17 protein-coding genes are annotated in these 22,031 nt (G+C 48.5%); 12 read left to right on the forward strand and 5 right to left on the reverse strand.

Annotation, left to right across the window (positions count from 1 at the left end):
- Positions 1-237 precede the first annotated feature (237 nt).
- Positions 238-1,614 carry an L-serine ammonia-lyase gene (locus tag Q4Q49_RS01630; protein WP_311998458.1) on the forward strand — a complete coding sequence of 459 codons (1,377 nt, stop codon included), beginning with the start codon at positions 238-240 and terminating at the stop codon, positions 1,612-1,614.
- A 134-nt stretch (positions 1,615-1,748) separates the two neighbouring features.
- On the opposite strand, the gene fghA is transcribed toward Q4Q49_RS01630, so the two are convergent.
- On the reverse strand, positions 1,749-2,591 hold the full coding sequence (gene fghA / locus Q4Q49_RS01635) for an S-formylglutathione hydrolase (protein ID WP_311998459.1): 843 nt from the start codon (positions 2,589-2,591) through the stop codon (positions 1,749-1,751).
- Between the two features lie 165 nt (positions 2,592-2,756).
- A complete protein-coding gene (locus Q4Q49_RS01640) occupies positions 2,757-3,896 on the reverse strand; it encodes an S-(hydroxymethyl)glutathione dehydrogenase/class III alcohol dehydrogenase (protein WP_025007830.1) in 1,140 nt (379 codons plus the stop codon).
- A 230-nt stretch (positions 3,897-4,126) separates the two neighbouring features.
- Between Q4Q49_RS01640 and Q4Q49_RS01645 the strand changes: the two genes are divergently transcribed.
- Complete coding sequence (locus tag Q4Q49_RS01645) at positions 4,127-5,005, forward strand: LysR family transcriptional regulator (protein ID WP_311998460.1); 879 nt, start codon at positions 4,127-4,129, stop codon at positions 5,003-5,005.
- A gap of 153 nt (positions 5,006-5,158) precedes the next feature.
- Here Q4Q49_RS01645 and Q4Q49_RS01650 read toward each other — a convergent pair whose 3' ends face one another.
- Positions 5,159-6,448 carry an FAD-binding oxidoreductase gene (locus Q4Q49_RS01650; RefSeq protein WP_311998461.1) on the reverse strand — a complete coding sequence of 430 codons (1,290 nt, stop codon included), beginning with the start codon at positions 6,446-6,448 and terminating at the stop codon, positions 5,159-5,161.
- Between the two features lie 489 nt (positions 6,449-6,937).
- On the opposite strand from Q4Q49_RS01650, the gene Q4Q49_RS01655 reads away from it, so the two are divergent.
- A complete protein-coding gene (locus tag Q4Q49_RS01655) occupies positions 6,938-7,585 on the forward strand; it encodes a DUF938 domain-containing protein (RefSeq protein ID WP_311998462.1) in 648 nt (215 codons plus the stop codon).
- Between the two features lie 68 nt (positions 7,586-7,653).
- On the opposite strand, the gene Q4Q49_RS01660 is transcribed toward Q4Q49_RS01655, so the two are convergent.
- Positions 7,654-8,229, reverse strand: coding sequence for a DUF4440 domain-containing protein (locus tag Q4Q49_RS01660; protein ID WP_311998463.1), 576 nt, complete (start codon positions 8,227-8,229; stop codon positions 7,654-7,656).
- Positions 8,230-8,687: 458 nt separating this feature from the next.
- Between Q4Q49_RS01660 and Q4Q49_RS01665 the strand changes: the two genes are divergently transcribed.
- Positions 8,688-10,676 (forward strand): TonB-dependent receptor domain-containing protein, encoded by a 1,989-nt coding sequence (locus Q4Q49_RS01665; RefSeq protein ID WP_311998464.1) that lies wholly within the window; start codon positions 8,688-8,690, stop codon positions 10,674-10,676.
- A 155-nt stretch (positions 10,677-10,831) separates the two neighbouring features.
- On the opposite strand, the gene Q4Q49_RS01670 is transcribed toward Q4Q49_RS01665, so the two are convergent.
- Positions 10,832-12,841, reverse strand: coding sequence for an ATP-dependent DNA helicase (locus Q4Q49_RS01670; protein WP_311998465.1), 2,010 nt, complete (start codon positions 12,839-12,841; stop codon positions 10,832-10,834).
- A 1,142-nt stretch (positions 12,842-13,983) separates the two neighbouring features.
- Between Q4Q49_RS01670 and hisG the strand changes: the two genes are divergently transcribed.
- The 8 genes from hisG (at position 13,984) to hisIE (ending at position 21,727) form a co-directional block, all read left to right on the forward strand.
- The gene (hisG, locus tag Q4Q49_RS01675) at positions 13,984-14,883 is read left to right on the forward strand and encodes an ATP phosphoribosyltransferase (RefSeq protein WP_106651832.1); all 900 of its coding nucleotides are present in this window, start codon (positions 13,984-13,986) and stop codon (positions 14,881-14,883) included.
- 3 nt (positions 14,884-14,886) lie between these two features.
- On the forward strand, positions 14,887-16,188 hold the full coding sequence (hisD, locus tag Q4Q49_RS01680; protein WP_311998466.1) for a histidinol dehydrogenase: 1,302 nt from the start codon (positions 14,887-14,889) through the stop codon (positions 16,186-16,188).
- Between the two features lie 28 nt (positions 16,189-16,216).
- Complete coding sequence (gene hisC / locus Q4Q49_RS01685; RefSeq protein ID WP_311998477.1) at positions 16,217-17,416, forward strand: histidinol-phosphate transaminase; 1,200 nt, start codon at positions 16,217-16,219, stop codon at positions 17,414-17,416.
- A gap of 100 nt (positions 17,417-17,516) precedes the next feature.
- Positions 17,517-18,608, forward strand: a complete 1,092-nt coding sequence (hisB, locus tag Q4Q49_RS01690) for a bifunctional histidinol-phosphatase/imidazoleglycerol-phosphate dehydratase HisB (RefSeq protein WP_311998467.1) — start codon at positions 17,517-17,519, stop codon at positions 18,606-18,608.
- 31 nt (positions 18,609-18,639) lie between these two features.
- Positions 18,640-19,467, forward strand: a complete 828-nt coding sequence (hisH, locus tag Q4Q49_RS01695) for an imidazole glycerol phosphate synthase subunit HisH (protein ID WP_311998468.1) — start codon at positions 18,640-18,642, stop codon at positions 19,465-19,467.
- Between the two features lie 70 nt (positions 19,468-19,537).
- Entirely contained in the window at positions 19,538-20,275 is a 738-nt protein-coding gene (hisA, locus tag Q4Q49_RS01700; protein ID WP_311998469.1) for a 1-(5-phosphoribosyl)-5-[(5-phosphoribosylamino)methylideneamino]imidazole-4-carboxamide isomerase, read from the forward strand.
- Positions 20,257-21,030, forward strand: a complete 774-nt coding sequence (gene hisF / locus Q4Q49_RS01705) for an imidazole glycerol phosphate synthase subunit HisF (protein ID WP_311998470.1) — start codon at positions 20,257-20,259, stop codon at positions 21,028-21,030. The genes hisA and hisF overlap by 19 nt, the downstream gene beginning before the upstream one ends.
- A gap of 40 nt (positions 21,031-21,070) precedes the next feature.
- On the forward strand, positions 21,071-21,727 hold the full coding sequence (gene hisIE, locus Q4Q49_RS01710; protein ID WP_311998471.1) for a bifunctional phosphoribosyl-AMP cyclohydrolase/phosphoribosyl-ATP diphosphatase HisIE: 657 nt from the start codon (positions 21,071-21,073) through the stop codon (positions 21,725-21,727).
- The last annotated feature ends 304 nt before the right edge of the window (positions 21,728-22,031 follow it).

Below are 22,031 nucleotides of genomic sequence, written 5' to 3' on the forward strand. Positions count from 1 at the left end.
AAAAGTCCCAATTAAGTTCAGCTTATCCGAACTATAATGAATTAAAAAAACTAATGTGAATTGTCACGCTAATCTATGGGATACTGAAGCTAGAGTATCACACAAGCAGATTTCGCATGAAAGAGCGCCGCCATTGACCAGAGTTCACGTTGAAGATTAGCGTGCTTCAATCTGCAGAGCGAGCAATCCCATGCACTCAGACTAAAATAATAAACAAGACACAACAGGACTTCTATCATGATTAGCGTATTTGACATGTTCAAGATCGGCATAGGTCCATCGAGTTCACATACTGTCGGCCCAATGAAAGCGGGCAAAATTTTTATGCAAAACCTGACTGACTCAGGACTCGTGACCCAGATTGATGAATTAAGAGCCGAGCTCTTTGGCTCCCTAGGCCAAACAGGCAAAGGCCACGGCACGGGCAAAGCAGTGATTTTAGGCTTAATGGGTGAAGATCCAGAAACCGTAGACACTGACAGTATCGACGGCATTTTAGAGCACGTCTCTAAGGACGAAACCTTAACCCTGCACTGTGGCAAAGTGGTTAAATTTACCCGCGAGCAAGGCATTACTTACCACAGACGCAAAACCTTGCCAGCACACGCCAACGCCATGACCTTATACGCTTATTGTAAAGATGAGTGTATTTTTGAGCGCACTTATTATTCTGTCGGCGGCGGCTTTATCTTAGATGAAGACGAAATCAGCCAACGTAACGCATCCCCTGCATCACAAATCGAAGCGGCACCTTTTGATTTTGGCAGCGCAGCGCAATTATTAGAATTGTGTGGCGAACAAGGTCTGAGCATTTCTTCTTTGATGATGGCGAACGAACTGAGTTTAGCCACCGAAGATGAAGTCAAAGCCAAGCTGTGGAACATTTGGCAGACCATGAAAACCTGTATCGAACGCGGCTATCAAAAAGAAGGCATTTTACCTGGCGGCTTAAAACTGCGTCGCCGCGCCCCTGCCCTGTACCGTCGTTTGAAAGCCGAAGGCCGTAACAATGTCGATCCATTAACCGCTATGGATTGGGTCGATTTATTCGCCCTGTCGGTCAACGAGCAAAATGCAGCCGGCGATCGCGTAGTGACAGCACCCACAAACGGCGCAGCGGGAATTATCCCAGCAGTATTATGCTACTACGATACTTTCGTACAAGAAGTGGATATTGATGTCTGCGCCCGTTACCTATTAACCGCCGCCGCAATTGGTATTTTGTACAAGAAAAATGCCTCAATATCTGGCGCCGAAGTGGGTTGTCAAGGTGAAGTCGGCGTAGCCTGTTCTATGGCTGCTGGCGCCCTGACTGAAATCATGGGCGGCACGGTTGAGCACGTTGAAAACGCAGCTGAAATCGGCATGGAACATAACTTAGGTTTAACCTGCGATCCTGTGGGCGGCCTAGTGCAAGTGCCATGCATCGAACGTAATGCCATGGGCGCGATCAAGGCGATCAACGCCTCTCGTATGGCTCTACGTGGTGATGGTAACCATAAGGTTTCACTGGATAAAGTGATCAAAACCATGATGGATACCGGCAGAGACATGCGCAGCAAATACAAAGAAACCGCCAAAGGCGGTCTAGCGGTCAACATAGTTGAGTGCTAATTCACTCTAGATAACCGCTTTGAGTGTTAATTCACTCCCACTAATCGCTTAAACTACACAATAAAAAATGCCGCCACTCACTGAGTTGCGGCATTTTTGTTTTAGCTGATCGGCATGAATGCTGAATCGACGATTCAGGGCTTAAAGTACAAACTATGGAACTTAAGGTGTTCTTCAATAAAGCTCGCGATAAAGTAGTAGCTGTGATCGTACCCCGGCTGCATCCGCACATCCAAGGGATAACCCTTGGTATGGGCGATATCCACCAGCGATTGTGGCATCAATTGGGTGTCTAAAAAGCTGTCAGCTTCACCTTGGTCAATCAGTACTGGCACTTCGCTAATCGCGAGCTTAAGCAACTCGCAGGCATCGTACTGGCGCCAATGTTCACGATTCTCACCTAAGTACTCACTGAAGGCTTTAATGCCCCAAGGCGCATTACTCGGATTCGAAATCGGACTAAAGGCCGAAATTGAGCTATATCTGTGCGGATTACTCAGGCCAATCACCAAAGCACCATGGCCGCCCATCGAATGGCCAGAGATGGCGCGCTGTGTAGTCACAGGAAAATGGGCTTCAATCAAGGCTGGCAACTCGTGGACTATGTAATCGTACATTTTATAATGACGGTTCCATGGTGCTTTGGTCGCATTGAGGTAAAACCCCGCGCCTAAGCCTAAATCGTAGGCTTTGTCCGCCGCATCGGGCACATCGTCACCGCGAGGGCTAGTATCAGGGGCAACAATCGCCATCCCAAGCTCAGCCGCCATATGCTGTGCGCCCGCCTTCTGCATAAAGTTTTCATCGGTGCAGGTTAGGCCTGAGAGCCAATACAGCACAGGCACAGGTTTATTCACCGCTTCGGGCGGCAGATAAATCGCGAAGCGCATCTCGCAGTTTAACGACTGAGATTGATGGCGATACTGCTTATGCCAACCGCCGAAACTCTTGTTACAACTGATATTTTCTATGGTCATACAAGTCCTTTTAAGCTCAATCTTTTAGCGCTTGGTCATAACGCTTGTCTTAGAGTTAGTTTTAGCGTTAGTTATCTGATCATTTGGCAACACGGCAGACAGATTTGCACCTGTCTGCCGGTTTGTCACATCAAGCTGAAGCATCAACTTAGCGTGCAAAATCGCTTATTTATCAAAATGGATCACGCTACGGATGCTTTTACCTTGGTGCATCAACTCGAACGCTTCATTGATTTGCTCAAGTCCCATAGTATGGGTGATAAAATCATCGAGCTTGAACTCACCAGCTAAGTAACGCTCAACAATGTGGGGTAGTTCAGAACGCCCTTTCACACCGCCAAAGGCAGAACCGCGCCACACGCGGCCAGTCACTAATTGGAATGGACGAGTTGAAATCTCTTGACCAGCACCGGCAACACCGATAATCACCGACTCACCCCAGCCCTTATGGCAACACTCTAAGGCGCTGCGCATCACATTGACGTTGCCGATACACTCAAATGAGTAATCTACGCCGCCGTCGGTCATTTCAACGATCACCTCTTGGATGGGCTTATCGAGTAATTTAGGGTTGATGCAATCAGTCGCGCCGAGCTTTTTGGCTAACTCGAACTTAGATTCGTTGATATCAATCGCGATAATGCGACTGGCTTTGGCCATAGTAGCACCGATAATTGCCGATAGACCGATACCGCCGAGGCCGAAAATCGCTACGGTCGCGCCTTCTTCCACTTTGGCCGTATTCATCACAGCGCCCATGCCTGTGGTTACACCGCAACCCAGCAGACAAATTTCTTCTAATGGCGCGCTCTTATTGACTTTCGCCAATGAGATTTCAGGCAACACAGTATATTCAGAGAAAGTCGAGCAACCCATGTAATGGAAAATAGGTTTACCATCGAGATAAAAACGCGTGGTGCCATCGGGCATTAAGCCCTTACCTTGGGTCGCGCGAATTTTTTGGCACAGGTTAGTTTTGCCCGATAGGCAGAACTTACACTCGCCGCATTCTGGGGTATAAAGTGGGATCACATGATCGCCCACTTGCACGCTGGTCACGCCCTCGCCCACTTGCTCAACGATACCGCCGCCTTCGTGGCCTAGAATCGCTGGAAATACCCCTTCTGGATCGTCGCCGCTAAGGGTAAACGCATCCGTGTGACACACGCCTGTGGCCACAATGCGCACTAAGACTTCCCCTGCTTTAGGTAACATCACATCCACTTCTTCAATCTTCAGTGGTTGTCCTGGTCCCCAAGCAACAGCGGCCTTTGATTTAATAAACTGCGGTTTTTCGTTCGACATTGTTACCGTCCCTTGATAGGTAATAGGAGAAAATTATTGTTGTAATCGCTTCTACTTAAGCTAAAGCATCTTGGTTCAAACATATTGGCTCAAACATACCGACTCAGCATACCCTGATACCGATAGCACTGATGCTACTGCACTGATGCTAATGAATAGTAAGATTGTATTTGTTTCTCAGCGAGAGACAATCTAGTATTCAAGCAATTCATTTTTACTGAGTAACAACAATGTATCTCTGGGATGGCATTTCTGAGTTTGTCGCAGTGGCCGAAGCCGAAAGTTTTACCTTAGCGGCGCAGCGGCTGAATATCTCCACCGCCCACGTGAGCCGCCAAGTCAGCGCCTTAGAGAATCGCCTCGGCACTAAGCTGTTTTACCGCACTACTCGCAAAGTGTCGCTAACCGAAGAAGGCACCATTTATTATCGTCATTGCCGCCAATTACAAACCGGGTTAGAAGAAGCCGAGCGCGCCATCTCAAACCTAAAGGACTCACCCCAAGGCTTAGTCAAACTCACGGCTCCCGTGGCCTATGGCGAAAAATTTATCATGCCGTTACTCAATGATTTTATGGTGCAATATCCCAGTGTTGAATTTAGCGTCGACTTGACCAATCGTACCTTGGACTTGATTGAAGGCGGTTACGATCTAGCGATTCGCCTCGGCAAACTCGCCGATTCGAGTTTAATGGCCAAACCCTTAAGCAGCCGTACTCACTATGTGGCCGCCTCACCGAGTTATGTTGAAAAATACGGCCAGCCCCATACCTTATCTGAACTTAGCCAGCACAATTGCTTGATTGGTAATCACAATTACTGGCGCTTTGTGGAAAATGGCCGCGAGCGCAATATCAAAGTGCGCGGCAATCTCAATTGTAACAGCGGCTACGCATTAAGGGATGCGGCGCTAAAGGGAATTGGTATAGTACAACTGCCTGATTATTATATTGAAGATGATATAAATGCGGGACGTTTGCTGTCCTTACTCGACGGTCACCGCGAAGCCAAAGAAGGCATTTGGGCGCTCTATCCGCAAAACCGCCATTTATCGACCAAGATCCGCGTATTGGTCGATTACCTCGCCGAAAAACTCGTCGAACAGGACTAATCTTTTTCTGAACAGCTGGTTGTTGAGCAGTATTTTGTGGAGCAGTCTGTTGCTAAAAAATCTATTGCTGAGAGGTTTATTCTGGAGCCGCCTGTTGTTGAGCGGATTACTCAGTTCGAACAAACAAAGCGATAACAGACAAGACGCCGCAAACTAGCGCCAGTTTTCCCGTAAAGTGTAATACAACATGCCTAACGCCAACGCTTGATTGCCGAACCATTCATTTAACGGAATACGGATATGGCGCATGCCGGCAAACAGATCAAATTCACGCAATTGTCCGTCCATCGCATTGGCCATGATCTCGGCCATAATGTGCGATGTCGCCACTCCATGCCCAGAATAGCCTTGGCAATAGAATACGTTAGGCGACACTTTGCCGAGCTGCGGGATACGGTTAATCACAATTCCCGCCATTCCGGCCCAGGCAAATTCGATATTAATGCCCTTTAATTGTGGAAACGTACGCTCAATCGCGGGCCGCAGTTCCGCCGCCACATTCTTAGGATCGCGGCCGCTGTAGTTAGTGCCGCCGCCGAACATCAACCGTTTATCTGCGGTCAGGCGATAGTAATCCAGCACAAAGCGACAATCGTACACGGCTAAATCCTGCGGATTGATTTGCGAAGCGATCTCATCGGGCAGAATCGCCGTGGCACAATTGCCTAAGGACGCTGGAAATAACATGCCACGTAGTTGAGGACGCGCAAGTTTATGGTAGGCATTCCCCGCGATCAGCACGCTATTGGCGCGCACTTTCCCCTTGGCTGTGACAACGGTAGCAAGATCGCCCTCCTCAATATCGAGCACGGGCGAGTGTTCAAAGATCAACGCCCCAAGACCTGCTGCGGCGCGAGCTTCACCAAGGCATAGATTGACTGAGTGCAAATGCATGTTGCGCCGATTGACTAAACCGCCGTGATACAAGGGCGAGCCTAAATAGGCGGGCATTTCATCGGCGGAGACCAAGGTCATAAACTCCCCCATGCCGCGACGCTGCGCTTCATCATGCATAGCCCTAAGCTCGTGCATGTGATTTGGCTGGTAAGCGGTTTGGATATGACCAAACTTTAAATCACACTCTATGCCGTACTTGGCCACCCGATTTTTAATAATGTCATGACCGCGCCAACGTAAATTCCACACATAATCTTCAGCTTCAGTGCCGATTTGGCGGCGCAGTTGTTTTGTCATCGCGGCATCGCCGGACAAACTGCCGGTCACCTGCCCACCGTTGCGTCCGGTTGCGCCCCACGCAATTTTATTAGCCTCAATAAGTGCCACCTTGTAGCCCTTCTCGGATAATTCAAGCGCCGTTGCTACACCGGTAAACCCGCCACCGACAATCGCCACATCGACGCGAATGTCGCCTTCAAGCGCAGGATAATCCGACTCTTGGTTAATGGTGGCATTGTAGTAGGAGGCGCAACGCTCTGCTGGCATAGTCATTCCTTGATGTTGAAAGTTAAGTGTTGAAAGTTAAATATTAAAAGTTGAGTGTTGAACGTTAAGTACTAAAAGCTGTGTGCTGGTAATGGGTATTAAGGCTTAGTTTATGAGCGCTAGCGTTAACACGTTACCCGTCGATGTTGTTTTATATTTTTTACAAGTGTTCAGAATTTGAGAGTATATCTGAGTTGAGATCGAGGTCAACAGCGGATTGTGCTAACCGCTTGCTGGACATAACAAAGGGAGTTGGGCTGGCTCCTGCTTGACGAGCCTGAAATCGAAAAGCTTGAGATGAAAGTATCTGAAATGGCGGCCCTGTGATTATGGAGCTAGAGATTAAGGAGCCAGAGATTAAGAACATGAGCTTAGGCGCCGAATATTAAGGCGGGCTCATTTTATCTTTTAAGCCTTATGCTTTTTGCTGGTTTAAGATAGGCTTGTGCAGCGTCATCCTCTTTTAATCTCAGCAACCTCGAGTCCATTATGTCACTATTACCCATTGCCCAGCCACTTAGCCAACTGCCGTTTTCCCAAGCGTGCGAAAACAACAAAGCACCGATTTTAGCCGTATTAACGCAGGCATTCTCACTCAACCAACATGTACTCGAGATCGGCAGTGGTACGGGCCAACATGCCGTATTTTTTGCAGCCAATCTTCCCCATTTAATCTGGCAAACCAGCGATCAAGTTGAATATATTGAGGTAATTACCGCAAGGTGTATGCATGAAGGCAAGCTACCCAATGCAGCGGCAAATCTAGGCTTACCGCTTATCCTTGATGTTACCGCGCCATGGCCAGTGGAGGAATTAACACCTGATATTGATGGCGTATTTACTGCGAACACTTTGCATATTATGAGCAAAAATATGGTTGAAGCGTTTTTTACTGGCCTTGGTCTGTATCTCCCCCAACTCAAAACACTGTGCATTTACGGCCCCTTCAACTACCAAGGCGAATTCAGCAGTGACAGCAATCGCCAATTCGATGCCTTTTTAAAACAGCGCGATCCCGCCAGCGGCATTCGCGATATTGAATGGATTTGCAGTTTAGCCAGCGAGCAAGGTTTAACACTGAAGCAAGATGTGGCTATGCCCGCCAATAATCGACTGCTGCATTTTTATAGAGGCTAGCATTTTGTTAGGGGCTAGTTTTTGTTAAAGGCTCGTTTCTTGTTAAAAGCTAGCTTTAGTTTAATGGTTTAGTCCGTTTTGGCCTCGGCGGTTCTGTGTCCATAGCTCAGCACTCGGGTGGCCTTCCACTGCTCGTCCTGTTTGCGCCATACAATCACAAAGTCGGCTAGGCCATCGCAGCTGCCGGTTTCAAAGCTGCAAAAACGGTGAACGCCTTGCTCTATCGCGCCAAACTCTTTCACCGGAAACACTTTCATCGTACCCGCAACTAACTCGCGGCGGTAATGGCCACAGGCGTATTTTTCGGTATTGGCGATCATGTCCTTGCGGTTCCATGTTACGCCACCTGTATCGTGGTAGAACTCAACATCTTCAGTGAAAAACGCTGCGTGTTTCTTGAGTTCAGCGGGGGCTGCGCACTTATTGAAACTGTCGAACACGGCAAAATCCACTGCTGCAATTTGAGTCGATAAGGTATCTTCTAAGGCAGCGGGTTGCACAGTGCCTGCATGTGCAGCCTCAGCGGTTTTAACTGATACTGCATTAGCTAATGCGGGCGCATCTGTGGCAACAGCGGGTTCGGTAGTGGCGAGTGACAAAGTTAAAACGGCGACTGTGGCTAGGCTATAGAATGCTGGATTCATATTCTCTCCGTGAATGTTGGCTGTAAATTTTTATGGCGACGCTCCACATCACAAACCTGCATAGCGCCACACATCTGCAGTAGAAGTATCAGCAAAGCGTATGCCAATTTTATTATCCTTTTAAATCAGAACAATATAATTAAAACTTGAATTTGCCTGCAGCATCTGCAGACAATTTATGGCTAGTTTCACTATCTTTTCGCGATTTACCCCACCTCAGCGTTTAGCCTTTTCGCATTAGCTATTTCGTATTCGCTGATCACACTCGCTTTCTCATATTTGTTTCTCAGCAACATCAGCTTGGTAGTGCAAGCAGCCCCCTCAACAGACATACCCGCTATCATACTGTTATTAAAGAGTAAAATTTACATAGTCTTTACACAAAAGCGGGATCTGCGCTCTTGATGCACTATTTAAGAATAATTATCATTCGCCGAAATTACCCAAGGAAGAATGATATGTCCCGATTTATCCGCCGTACTCGCCTAATCTGTCACGCATCTGCCACAAAATCGACTCTTACGCTGAACCGCCTATCGCGCGCCATTGGCTTAAGCCTGTTGTTACCCGCTGCATGGGCAACTGCCGCAGCTCCCCAAGATGCCACAGCAGAAATGGAACGTATGGTGATCACAGCAACGCAAACTCAGCATTCGGAACTGTCGGCGCCCGCATCTGTGTCTGTGATAAACCGCAGTGAACTTGAAGCGCTAGTGATTGACGATCTGGCCAGCGCAGTGCGTTATTTACAGGGTGTGAACATCAGCGAAGGCACGCCCTATGGTCGCAATGAAATTAGCCTGCGCGGACTGGATTCGGACTACACGCTGATCTTAATCAACGGCCGCCGAGTCAACTCCCGCGAAGCACTAACCTCCGGTTATGGCAACGATTTTGACTTATCATCCATTCCAATGTCTGCAATTGAGCGTATCGAAGTCGTGCGCGGGCCCATGTCATCCCTCTACGGCTCCGAAGCCTTAGGCGGTGTGGTTAACGTCATACTGCGCCAACCCACTGACGACTGGCAGACCAGTGTTGGCGTGCAATACGATACGCCCACCAGCGGCAAAGGTGGAGACAGCACTAAGTACAATTTCTACACCAGCGGCGCACTGATCAAAGATAAATTACTGGCAAACTTAATCATCGACAGCAATAAACGCGATGCATGGCGTTCAGACTTAAAACCCACCATTGATGCGTTAGAAGACAGGGATGAAATCAGCGCCCTCGCTAACCTGCAATGGTTGATTGATAGTCAGCAAGATCTGCAATTTGATTTAAGTTACGCCAATGACGAACGTGAATCAGATTGGAATAACTACGGCACGATTCTCACCAATAACCAACAAGCCGAGCGGATAAGCTCAGGTTTAACCCACAATGGCCACTGGAATTGGGGCGATACTCGCCTGCGCTATTACTATGAAAATGTTGAGGTAACTGACGACTCAGCGTTAATCGCCGAAATTGGTAATATCACCCAAACCAACCACAATCTCGACGGACAAACCACAGTACTACTTGGGGATCACATGTTAACCAGCGGCGCAGAATACCGTTGGACTCAGCTTGAAAACAGCCGCAACATTTTGGGCGATGGCACCTTAGACGACAGTCAATCGGCCTTGTATCTGCAAGATGAATTTAGCTTAGGCGAACTCAATATCACCTTAGGCGGGCGCGTCGATCACCACGATGTGTACGGCACCGAATTTAGCCCACGCGTGTATTTAGTGTATAACTTAAGCTCTGAATGGGTAATCAAAGGTGGCGGTGGCAAAGCCTTTAAAGCGCCAAATATGTCGCAGTCCCAAGCCGACTATATTATCCCAGCTTGTCGCGGCGCCTGCACCGTTGCGGGGAATCCCGATCTACAGCCCGAAACCTCAGTGAACTACGAGTTATCGACCCAATATCAAACCACTGATTTTGGCGGCTCAATCACCTACTTCCACAATGATGTAGAAAATAAAATCATCACAGAAACCTGGGATAGAACGCCAGGCGCAGTGTTAACTTACCGAAACGTGAACGAAGCCAAGATCACCGGCTGGGAACTACAGGCTTGGTACGATGTAACCGACACGGTCAGCTTTAGCGGTAATTACAGTAAAACCGATGCCGAAGATAAGCAAAATGGCGCGCCTTTTACCCTAACGCCGGATGACAGCTACAACCTGAAACTGCAATGGCAGGCATTGGAGGGCTTATCTACCTTTATCGCCTACCACTATACTGGCGATCAGTATTTGCGCACCAATGTAAAATCGACGGGTTATGGTTCACTCGACCTAGGGGCAAATTACCAAATTAATCCTATGTTCAGAGTCAAACTCGGCGTCACTAACCTAACGGATGCTGAGCGCGACCAAGTGGCTACCGATCTTGATTACATTCAAAAGAGCCGCAGTATTTATGCGGGCGTGACGGCAAGTTTCTAATAGCAATCAGCCACACACATGGGTTTATCTAGGTAAAAACGGGCTTGCGAAACTATCGCCAGCCCGTTTTTTATGAATTCAGTTTTAAGCTGTCGAACTTTTAGAACACTTCCTCAAGCGAGCAGCCTTAAGGGATTTGTCTTATGGGATCGGCTTTAAGGGATCTGTCTTAAAAATTCCAGCGCTTTATCTAGGTCACGGGTACGCGCCATTGGCGGCAGTGAATTTAGAAAGGCTTGACCGTAATAGCGATTCACAATGCGATTATCACAAAGGATCAGCACACCGCGGTCTTTTTCATCGCGAATAAGACGGCCAACCCCTTGTTTCAGCGCAATAATTGCCTGAGGTAACGACACTTCAGTAAAGGGATCGAGTCCCTGACGACTCACATTATCGGCTCGGGCTCGATACAGGGGCTCATCGGGCGACACAAAAGGTAATTTGTCGATGATCACGCAGCTTAACAATTTGCCGCGCACATCCACCCCTTCCCAAAAACTACTGGTGCCGAGCAACACCGCATTGCCGAGTTGGCGAAACTTCGTCAGCAGACTCTGTTTACCCGCTTGGCCTTGTACCAGCAGCGGATACTGAGTGCGAGTTCGCAGTGCCAACGCTGCTTGTTCGAGCATTTTATGGCTAGTAAATAAAATAAAAGTCCGCCCCTGCGCTGCGTCTATCGCTTGCACGCACACCTCCACCAGCTGTTTTAATGCTTGCTGTTGATTGGTCACGCTGCCAAGTTGTCTCGGCACACAAAATACCGCTTGGCGGGGATAATCAAAGGGACTATCGAGAATGCTTTGCTGCGCATCGACGATGCCCATTTCTCGGGCGAAATGGGTAAGGCTGCGATTAACCTGCAAGGTTGCCGAGGTAAATATCCAGCTGGTTTCAGGCACAAATAACTGCTGGCACTCACGGGCAATATTGATGGGTGAAATTCGCAGCACCACAAAACGACTACCAAATTCAATGCTGTAGGCAGCCAGATTATTATCACAGTTAAAAAACACACTGAGCTTGTTATTCAGCTCCGCCAACTTGATGGCGATATCATCTAACAATTCACTGCGGCCAATATGGGCCATTAATAAATTCTGCAGCGCAGTTAATTCCGCTAATAAATCCCATGACGCCGCCGCGAGCGCTTTATTGCCCAGCACTAAACGCCAGTCGGATTCACCGCAGGAATATAACTGATTATGCCAGTCACTTAATTTGGTAAGGCAACGCTGACAAAATTGGGCGAGTTGCCCCGTATCGCTGAGTTCGGTCTGATAAATAGCGAGTAGCTTTTGAATAAAATCATCGATAGTGCGACTAGAACATTGCTGGCCAAAATAGTTAACGCAAATATCGGGTAATAAATGCGCTTCATCGAAAATCACTACGTCGGGATCGGGCAGTAACTCAGCAAAGCCCGTGTCTTTGAGTACGCTATCGGCGAAAAACAAATGGTGGTTAACCACAATGATTTTGGCATCCATGGCTCGGCTGCGCGCCTTGCGAGTAAAGCAGGCATCATAAAAATCGCAACGCTTGCCAATACAGCTTTCTTTGGTACTGACCACGAGCGGCAGCGCCGAGGAATTCTCAGGTACTGAGGTCAAGCCGCCAATATCGCCATCTTTACAGGTGCTCGCCCACTGATTTATTTTCAACAAATCATCCAATAAACGCGCATCGATATGCGTCGCCTCGCTCATTTGCTTATCGAGTCGCCACTGGCACAGATAATTATTGCGCCCCTTTAGCAGCGCCAGTTTGGGCTCAATTCCCAACATGGCAACCAGCGCGGGTAAATCTTTAAAAAACAACTGCTCTTGCAGATTTTTACTGCCCGTACTGACGATAACTTGCTTGCCGCTCAATATCGCAGGGATCAAATACGCAAAGGTTTTACCCACCCCTGTGCCCGCCTCAATCACCACATTACTCTTCGCCGCTATCGCCTCACTCACTTGCTGCGCCATTTGCATTTGGCTTGTTCGCGCACTAAACCCTTGAATGTGCTTAGACAATACTCCATCGGGCAAAAATGCGCGTTGCACTTCAGACGCAAGTCGGCTCACCGCAGCAGCGCCTTTTGCGGCAGCAGGCTTAGCCACTATTTCTTTAGAGGGAGCATGCTTTGATGTCGGTTGGCGGGAGCGAGTCAAAGGGAGAATCAATCCTTTATCAAGGTGTTAGGAAATGTTATAGAAACCATGTAGTAAGGCCACACTATAAGCTGCTGCTAGGCTGCTGAGCGAGTGCATTGTGATGTTTTTTTAGCCACATGCACTGGTTAGTACCGCAAACCACGGCCGTAAACGATAGCGTTAAGCTTAACGGCTCGAAGCATTATGCTGATTTAAGATAAGACTACAAGTTAGCAAAAATAATTTCTCGGGTTCTTTCCCTCGCGCCATACATGAGCCGCCATTTCAAGCTGTTCATTTTATGGATCGTCAGTTTTGATACAAAGCTCCCAAAACAAAATACTTGAGTACGCGCAGCATTAATTGCCATTGTTTCCCCAGTGACTCGCCATAAACTCGTCGCTGAAGGCTCGACGGCGGCATATATGGATATATTCACGGCGTGTTACTGGAATGACTGTGCTTAATGATTACATACACATTGACTTCACGACTTTCTCGGTCATTGGAACAGATTACGCTGATGCTAGTTCGGCACGACTTACCAACACATTTCGGCCCACTTTCAACATTCCGCCAACAAATAGACTCAATCGCTTTATTTAGCGATAACCCTCTGCCTTTCACAAAAACGCATAAATATTCTCGTTTAATTCAAAATTGCTGTTGCAAAGGCTCATAAAAGCGGTTAGTTTAAATACACTTATACGGATAGACGTCCGTAACAACGCATTCAACGCTTCACTGTATTTCGAGCAGCTGAGCCAATAAAGTTAAATACCGAGAGAGTAAAATGAGCCCACTACTGAACGCTATCCACCACCATCACCACCATATGCGGTAGCCTTCGGACGCTCACTGCCGGAGGACTATATCCTTCTGGCGGACTGATTCAAGATGATCATAAACCCCTGGAAGGAATTCCGGGGGTTTTTGCTTTTAGACGTTAATTTTGGTTTTAATTTTGATTTTAATTTTAATTTTAATTTTGATTTTAATTTAATAATAAATTTTAGATATTTTATAAATTATCAATACGTTAGCTAGAGCACTTAACTAGAGATCTTAACTAGAGCCCATTGAACGGCAGGCGTATTAAACCGATTAAACAACACACTTTTGAATCTTTTAATTTTGATACTTTTGAGCGAGATAACACTATGACTGAATCGAACCGTTTACGCATCGCCATCCAAAAATCTGGCCGCCTTTCTACTGACTCTCAGCAACTTTTAAAAAGCTGCGGTGTTAAATTTTCCATTAATGAACAACGTCTTATCGCTCACGCTGACAATATGCCTATCGATTTACTGCGCGTTCGTGATGATGATATCCCAGGACTGGTGATGGATGGTGTGGTTGATATGGGGATTATCGGTGAAAACGTGCTCGAAGAAGAACAAATCGAGCGTCAAACACTTAACAAGCCCGCAGATTGCCTCAAACTGCGTCAGCTAGATTTTGGCTCATGTCGCCTCTCGTTAGCCGTACCCACAGAATTCAGTTACGCGGATGCCTCCTCTTTAGAAGGATTACGCATCGCCACGTCTTACCCGAACCTGCTGCGCCGTTTTATGCAACAAAAAGGCATAAATTATCGCGACTGTATGTTAAAAGGCTCGGTTGAAGTCGCCCCACGCGCTGGCCTTGCCGATGGAATTTGTGATCTCGTGTCGACGGGCGCCACCTTAGAAGCCAACGGTTTATACGAAACCGAAGTGATTTACCGCTCTATGGCCTGCATCATTCAGTCGACCCAAACCCAAACGCCGACTAAACAAGCACTCATCGACAAAATTCTATCCCGCGTCAACGGCGTTATCCGCGCCCGTGAGAGCAAATACATCCTGCTGCACGCGCCAACCGAAACCTTAGACCAAATCGTCGCCCTGCTGCCCGGTGCTGAAAACCCCACCGTATTGCCATTAAATGATGATACTAACCGCGTCGCTATCCACGCCGTCAGTACTGAAGATTTGTTCTGGGATACTATGGAACAGCTAACCGCACTCGGTGCCAGCTCGATTCTGGTGATGCCAATCGAAAAAATGATGGGGTAATGTATGGAAATCCTAACTTGGTCAACCTTATCAACCGCCGAGCAAAAAACGGCGCTGAAACGCTCACCCTTAATCGGTGACAGTGGCTTAGAGCAAAGCGTTCGCGCCATTCTCGATGCGGTGGCGACGCGGGGTGATGCCGCCATTCAAGAATTTAATCAAAAATTTGATGGCTTCAATAGCGCTAAGATTGGTGAACTCCGTATGGGCGAAGCCGAAATAGCTGCGGCAAGCGCACGGGTATCGCCAGAGCTGAAAGCGGCGATATCCAAAGCCATGGCGAACATAGATGTGTTTCACAGCGCCCAGCAATTTCGCCCGATTGATATGGAAACCGAGGCGGGAGTACGCTGCGAGCTACGTAGCGAACCGATTGAAAAAGTGGGTTTATATATCCCCGGTGGCAGCGCGCCATTGATTTCGACCGTGATGATGCTTGCCCTGCCCGCCAAAATTGCCGGCTGCGAACAAAGAGTGTTAGTCAGCCCACCGCCCATCAACGATGCCATTATCTATGCCGCCAATGCCTGTGGGATCACTGAAATCTATCAAGTGGGCGGCGCGCAGGCGATTGCAGCACTGGCCTTTGGCACGGAAACGATTCCGGCGGTCGATAAGATTTTTGGCCCAGGTAACCGCTATGTGACTGAAGCTAAACGCTTAGTGTCACAGGATGGTCGCTGCACTGTGTGTATCGATATGCCCGCTGGCCCTTCTGAGGTGTTAGTGATTGCCGATAGCGACGCCAATTGCGAATTTATCGCCGCCGATTTGCTTTCACAAGCGGAGCACGGCCCTGATTCACAAGTGATTTTAGTGACGGATTCGCAAGCTATCGCCGATAGTGTGAATGATGCGCTGACGAGACAACTCGCCGTCCTGCCGCGTTGTGATATCGCGGCAACGGCGCTACTGAGCAGTCGTACTTTGGTTGTGGGCAATATGCTGCAAGCCGCGCAGGTTTCCAATCAATATGGGCCTGAGCACTTGATCATTCAAACGCGCTTACCCCGTGAGGTGCTGAAAAACATTCGCGCCGCTGGCTCAGTGTTTTTAGGCCCCTATACACCTGAATCTGTTGGCGATTATGCCAGTGGCACCAACCACGTGCTGCCGACTTACGGTTACAGCCGCGCCGTGTCGAGCCTGTCATTAGCAGACTTTAGCCGCCGCTTTACCGTGCAGGAACTCAGCGCTAAGGGCTTAATCGGATTGGGGCAAGCGGTCATGACGTTAGCCAGTAACGAATTGCTCGATGCGCACAAAAATGCCGTCGCAGTACGTTTAGCTAGCCTTGAGAAATGATCCGCTTAATGAGATGTGAGTGAAGAAAATGAGCCAAGTGAGCAGCATGGAAAAGACAGCAGAACCCGCAGCATTAGCATCGACGTTAGCACCATTAACGGTAGCGCAATCGGCGCCGCTAAATTTAGCTGAGCGCCTAGCGCGCCCTGAATTACTGGATTTAACGCCCTACCAGAGTGCCCGCAGACTGGGCGGTCGTGGTGATATTTGGATCAATGCCAACGAATCGCCGTTCAATAATGTCGATACGGCAGCGCTCGATTTATCGAAATTGAATCGTTACCCAGAATGCCAACCGCCGCAGCTTATCAATGCCTACAGCGAATACAGCGGCGTGAGCGCCAGCAAGATAGTCGCCAGCCGCGGCGCCGATGAAGCGATTGAACTGTTAATTCGCGCCTTTTGTATTCCAGGTGTCGACAGCATCGCCTGCTTTGGCCCGACGTACGGCATGTATGCCATCAGCGCGAACACCTTTAATGTGGGCGTTAAAGCGTTAAATCTCAGCGCGGAATATAGCTTGCCGACAAACTATGCCGAGGACGTTCGCAGCGCAAAACTGGTGTTTATCTGCAATCCCAATAATCCGACTGGCACAGTGATCGACAAAGCCATTATCGAGCAAGCAATCAAAGCCCTGCCCGATTCGCTTGTGGTTATCGATGAGGCCTATATTGAGTTTTGCCCTGAATACAGTGTGGCGGATTTACTGAAAAGCTATCCGAATCTGGTGGTACTGCGCACCCTATCAAAAGCTTTTGCACTCGCCGGCGCACGCTGTGGTTTTATGCTAGCAAACGAGGCCGTAGTCGAAATTATTATGCGCGTGATAGCGCCCTATCCTGTGCCGCTGCCAGTGAGTGAGGTCGCCACACAGGCGCTATCAAGTGCTGGCGTTGCACGGATGAAAGTGCAAGTTGCTGAATTAAATGAGCAAGGCGCCAGACTCACAGCGGCGATCAGCGCTTATTGTTCAAAATCGAATAGCTCAGATTCTCGCGCCCGCGTGCTTAAGCCTAACGGCAATTATGTACTGGCTGAATTTGATGATGTCACCAAGGTCGCGGCGTTACTGCAAGGCAGCGGCGTTGTCGCTCGCGCCTACAAAGATCCAAGGCTTGCCAAGGCTATCCGCTTTAGCTTCAGTTCAAAGGCGGATACCGATGTGTTAGTGAATTTATTTGAATCGCAACACACTGAGCAATCACCAGAAACGAATAATAAGTAACTGAACATAAAACTAATAAAACCAATAAAAAGCGAATGCCTCGCTGAAGGTAACATCAGGTTAAGCATTAGCTAAACGAATTGAATTTGAAGGTAGAGCCATGAACCCACAATTTATCCCGAACGTTGCACAAAAAATTCTGTTTATCGACCGCGATGGCACCTTGATTGAAGAACCCGTCACCGACAAACAGGTCGATAGTCTGGCTAAATTAGTGTTTGAGCCACAGGTTATCCCCGCTTTGCTGCGTCTGCAAAAGGCTGGGTTTCGCTTAGTCATGGTCAGCAATCAAGACGGCCTTGGCACACCGTCTTTCCCGCAGGAAGATTTCGACGCCCCCCACAATATGATGATGCAAATCCTCAAAAGCCAAGGGGTGAACTTTGAAGATGTGGTGATTTGCCCGCACTTTAACGATGAAAATTGCAGCTGCCGTAAACCTAAGCTTGGGCTAGTAAAAGACTATCTCACCCAAGGCTGTATCGATTTCACCCAATCAGCTGTGATTGGCGATCGCGAAACTGATGTGGAACTGGGCAATGCCATGGGCATTAAAAGCCTGAAATATCAACGCGACATGTTAGGCTGGAACGCCATCGCCGATGCGCTGCTCAATAAAGGCCGCACCGCGACGGTCGTGCGCACCACCAAAGAAACCGATATTCGTGTGACGGTGGATCTCGACAGCCCCGTTAAAGGCAAAATCGACACTGGCATTGGCTTTTTCGACCACATGCTCGATCAAATTGCCACCCACGGTAATTTTAGAATGGATGTGAAAGTCAATGGCGATTTAGAAATCGACGATCACCACAGCGTCGAAGACACTGCGTTGGCCATAGGTGATGCCCTGCGCCAAGCGCTCGGTGACAAACGCGGCATTGCCCGTTTCGGCTTTAGTCTGCCGATGGACGAAGCCAAGGGCGAATGCCTGCTGGATATCTCTGGCCGTCCTTTTATCAAGTTCTCAGCCGATTTTGAGCGTGAGCACGTAGGCGAAATGGCCACAGAAATGGTGCCACACTTCTTCCGCTCCTTTGCCGATGGCCTGCGCTGTACGCTGCATGTGTCGACCGAAGGTGATAACGACCACCACAAGGTTGAAGCCCTGTTTAAAGTGCTCGGCCGCGCGCTACGCCAAGCAGTTAAAGTTGAAGGCGATATTCTGCCATCGAGCAAAGGCGTACTTTAAGGCATCAGCATAAATCGTTTAAGAGGTTAGGATGCAACAAGACACTCTATTAACAGCTGGTCAGCAATTAACAGCTAGCCCGCAATTAACAGCAAATGAATCGCCAGATGCTGAAACAGTCATCATAGACACGGGCTGCGCCAATTTAAGCTCAGTACGTTTCGCCTTCGAGCGTTTAGGCGCTAAGGTATTGGTCACAGACGATAAAGCCAAAATCAAAGCGGCAAAACGTGTGGTACTGCCGGGTGTGGGCACAGCGGGTGCCGCCATGGCGTCCTTGCATGAAAAAGGCTTAGTCGAACTCATCCAAGGCCTGACTCAACCTGTGCTGGGCGTATGCCTTGGCATGCAAATGTTGGCGGCAATTTCTAAGGAGCGCGGCGGAAAAGGTCAAGATTGCGAGTGCTTAGGCATAATCCCAACCGACATTTGTGAACTGGATACGCAGTTACTCAAAGCTGAAAGCCTACCTTTGCCGCACATGGGCTGGAACCAACTTAAGCTAACGACAAACTCACAAGGCGCCAACAGCCCTAACGTTCACCCGCTGTTTGCGGATATTGAAGATGGCAGCTATGTGTATTTCGTCCACAGTTACCGCGCGCCGTTAAGCGAATTTACCTTAGCCGAATGTACCTATGGTGAAGGCTTTAGCGCCGCCATTGGCAAAGGCAACTTTATGGGCGTGCAGTTCCACCCCGAAAAAAGTGCCGCCGTGGGCGCGCAAATTCTGCGTAACTTTTTACAGATGGACGAGTTACAGATGAACAAAGCTCTGATGACCGAAGCTCTGATGAACAAAGCGCTGCAAAGCAGCTCTGCTGATAACCAAGCGGGTGCAAAGAAGGCAGACCAATGAATAAATTACTCATTAAAAAACCAGTTATTAATAAATCACTTATAAACAAATCAATCAAGGATCTAAGCTTATGATTATTCCTGCAATTGATTTAATTGATGGCAATGTCGTCCGCCTCTATCAAGGTGATTACGGCCAGCAGACCACCTTTGATTTAAGTCCTTTGGCGCAGCTGCGATCCTACGAGGCTCAAGGCGCGAAGTGGTTGCATATCGTTGATTTAACAGGCGCGAAAGATCCCGCTAAACGCCAAACTCGCCTCATCAGTGAACTCGTGGCGGGACTAAACGCTAATATTCAAGTGGGCGGTGGCATTCGCACAGAAGAGCAAGTCACTGAATTATTAGCTATCGGCGTAAAACGTGTGGTAATTGGCTCACTGGCGGTGAAAGAACCTGAGTTAGTTAAACAATGGTTTATCAAGTACGGCAGCGAGGCAATTTGCCTCGCACTCGATGTCAATATCAACCAGCACGGTGAGAAAATTGTCGCCGTATCCGGTTGGCAAAGTGGCGGCGGTAAGAGTTTAGAATCCCTCGTGGAAACCTTTAGCGCTGTCGGCTTAAAGCATGCGCTAGTGACAGACATTAGCCGTGACGGCACCTTAACGGGCGCAAATACCGCGCTTTATCAAGAAATTGCTGCAACCTATCCCGATATCGCTTGGCAAGCCTCCGGCGGTATTGCAACTCTTGAGGATGTTGCCGCCGTGCGTGACTGCGGCGCGGCGGGCATCATTATAGGCAAAGCCTTGCTTATCAATCAGTTTAACGTGGTGGAGGCAATCCAATGCTGGCCAAACGACTAGTCCCCTGTTTAGATGTGAAAGACGGTAAAGTAGTGAAAGGCGTGCAGTTTCGTAACCACGAAATTGTCGGTGATATCGTGCCCTTAGCCGCGCGTTATGCCGAAGAAGGCGCCGATGAGCTGGTATTTTATGACATTACCGCCAGCGCCCACGAACGTGTGGTCGATAAATCTTGGGTGAGCCGCGTGGCCGAGCAGATTGATATTCCCTTCTGCGTGGCAGGTGGCATTAAAACCATTAGCCATGCCCGTGAATTATTAGCCTTTGGGGCGGATAAGATTTCAATTAACTCGCCCGCCTTAACCGATCCGAGTTTGATCTCGCGCCTGCAGGACGAGTTCGGCCGCCAGTGTATTGTGATTGGCATTGACTCCTTTTTCGACGCCACCAGCAACAGCTATAAGGTAAAGCAATTTACCGGCGATGAAGCGGCGACTAAGGATACGGTGTGGTTCACCCAAGACTGGGTTGAAGAAGTACAAAAACGAGGTTGTGGTGAAATCGTGCTCAATGTGATGAACCAAGACGGCGTGCGCGGCGGCTACGATATCAAGCAGTTAAGCCTTGTTCGCGCCATCTGCGACGTGCCTTTAATTGCCTCGGGCGGTGCTGGGACTATGGCGCATTTTCGCGATGTGTTTATTGAAGCCAAGGTCGATGCGGCGCTGGCAGCGAGCGTATTCCACAAGGCGATTATCAACATTGGTGAATTAAAAGCCTATTTAGCGGCCGAAGGGATCGCGATTAGACGCTAGAGCAGTTCTAGGTTCTACAAACGGATTAAGAGTGAACACTATGTCAACGCAAACAAACACTAAGTCGGATTTTAGCCCTTTTCAAGTTAATGAACTGGATTGGGACAAACAGGATGGGCTTATTCCTGCCGTTATCCAAAATCACTTATCGGGCAAGGTATTAATGCTCGGTTATATGGATAAAGCCGCGCTAGAAAAAACCTTAAGCGCAGGTGATGTGACCTTTTTCAGCCGCTCAAAACAGCGCTTATGGACCAAGGGTGAAACCTCGGGGAATACGCTAAAGTTGGTGGCTATCGATAAAGACTGCGATAACGACAGCCTTTTAGTGCAAGTGATCCCCAACGGCCCAACCTGCCACAAAGGCACCGAAAGTTGCTGGTTAGATGACAATGCACACCCTTTCTTGAACAATCTCGCCAGCTTAATCACCTCGCGTAAAGGGCAAAGTGCCGATTCAAGCTATACAGCGTCTTTATTTGCGCGCGGCACTAAACGTATAGCCCAAAAGGTCGGGGAAGAAGGTCTTGAAACCGCCCTTGCCGCTGCGACCCACGATAAAGAAGAACTGGTTAACGAAGCCTCAGATCTTATCTATCACTTGTTGGTATTGCTTGAAGATCAAGACTTAAGCCTCAGTGACATCACAGCAAACCTGCTGGCAAGACATCAAAAGGCACTGCAGAGCAAAGCATAAACGTCTCACTGTCTCTGATTTCAAGCTAGTCGCTTACACCAAGCAATGCCGCACACTTAAGCCAAGTCTGCGGCATTTTTTATCACGCGATTCCCTCAAGTGCCATTGCCGCAATGTGATCAATGAATATCTTGCACCTTAATCCTGTGACAAAATACTGTTGTAATGGTTGACAAGTACACTTCAACTCCCTATGGTAGCCTCCGTTGCCGTTAGGTTATTAAGGCAAGGCATGAAAACACTTATCCGTTTTTACTCAACACACGCTAAGGCAAGTTTTATGTGTTTCACACCCTTTTATTAT

Origin of the sequence: Shewanella sp. SP1S1-7, assembly GCF_031932105.1 — a bacterium.
GTDB lineage: Bacteria > Pseudomonadota > Gammaproteobacteria > Enterobacterales > Shewanellaceae > Shewanella > Shewanella baltica.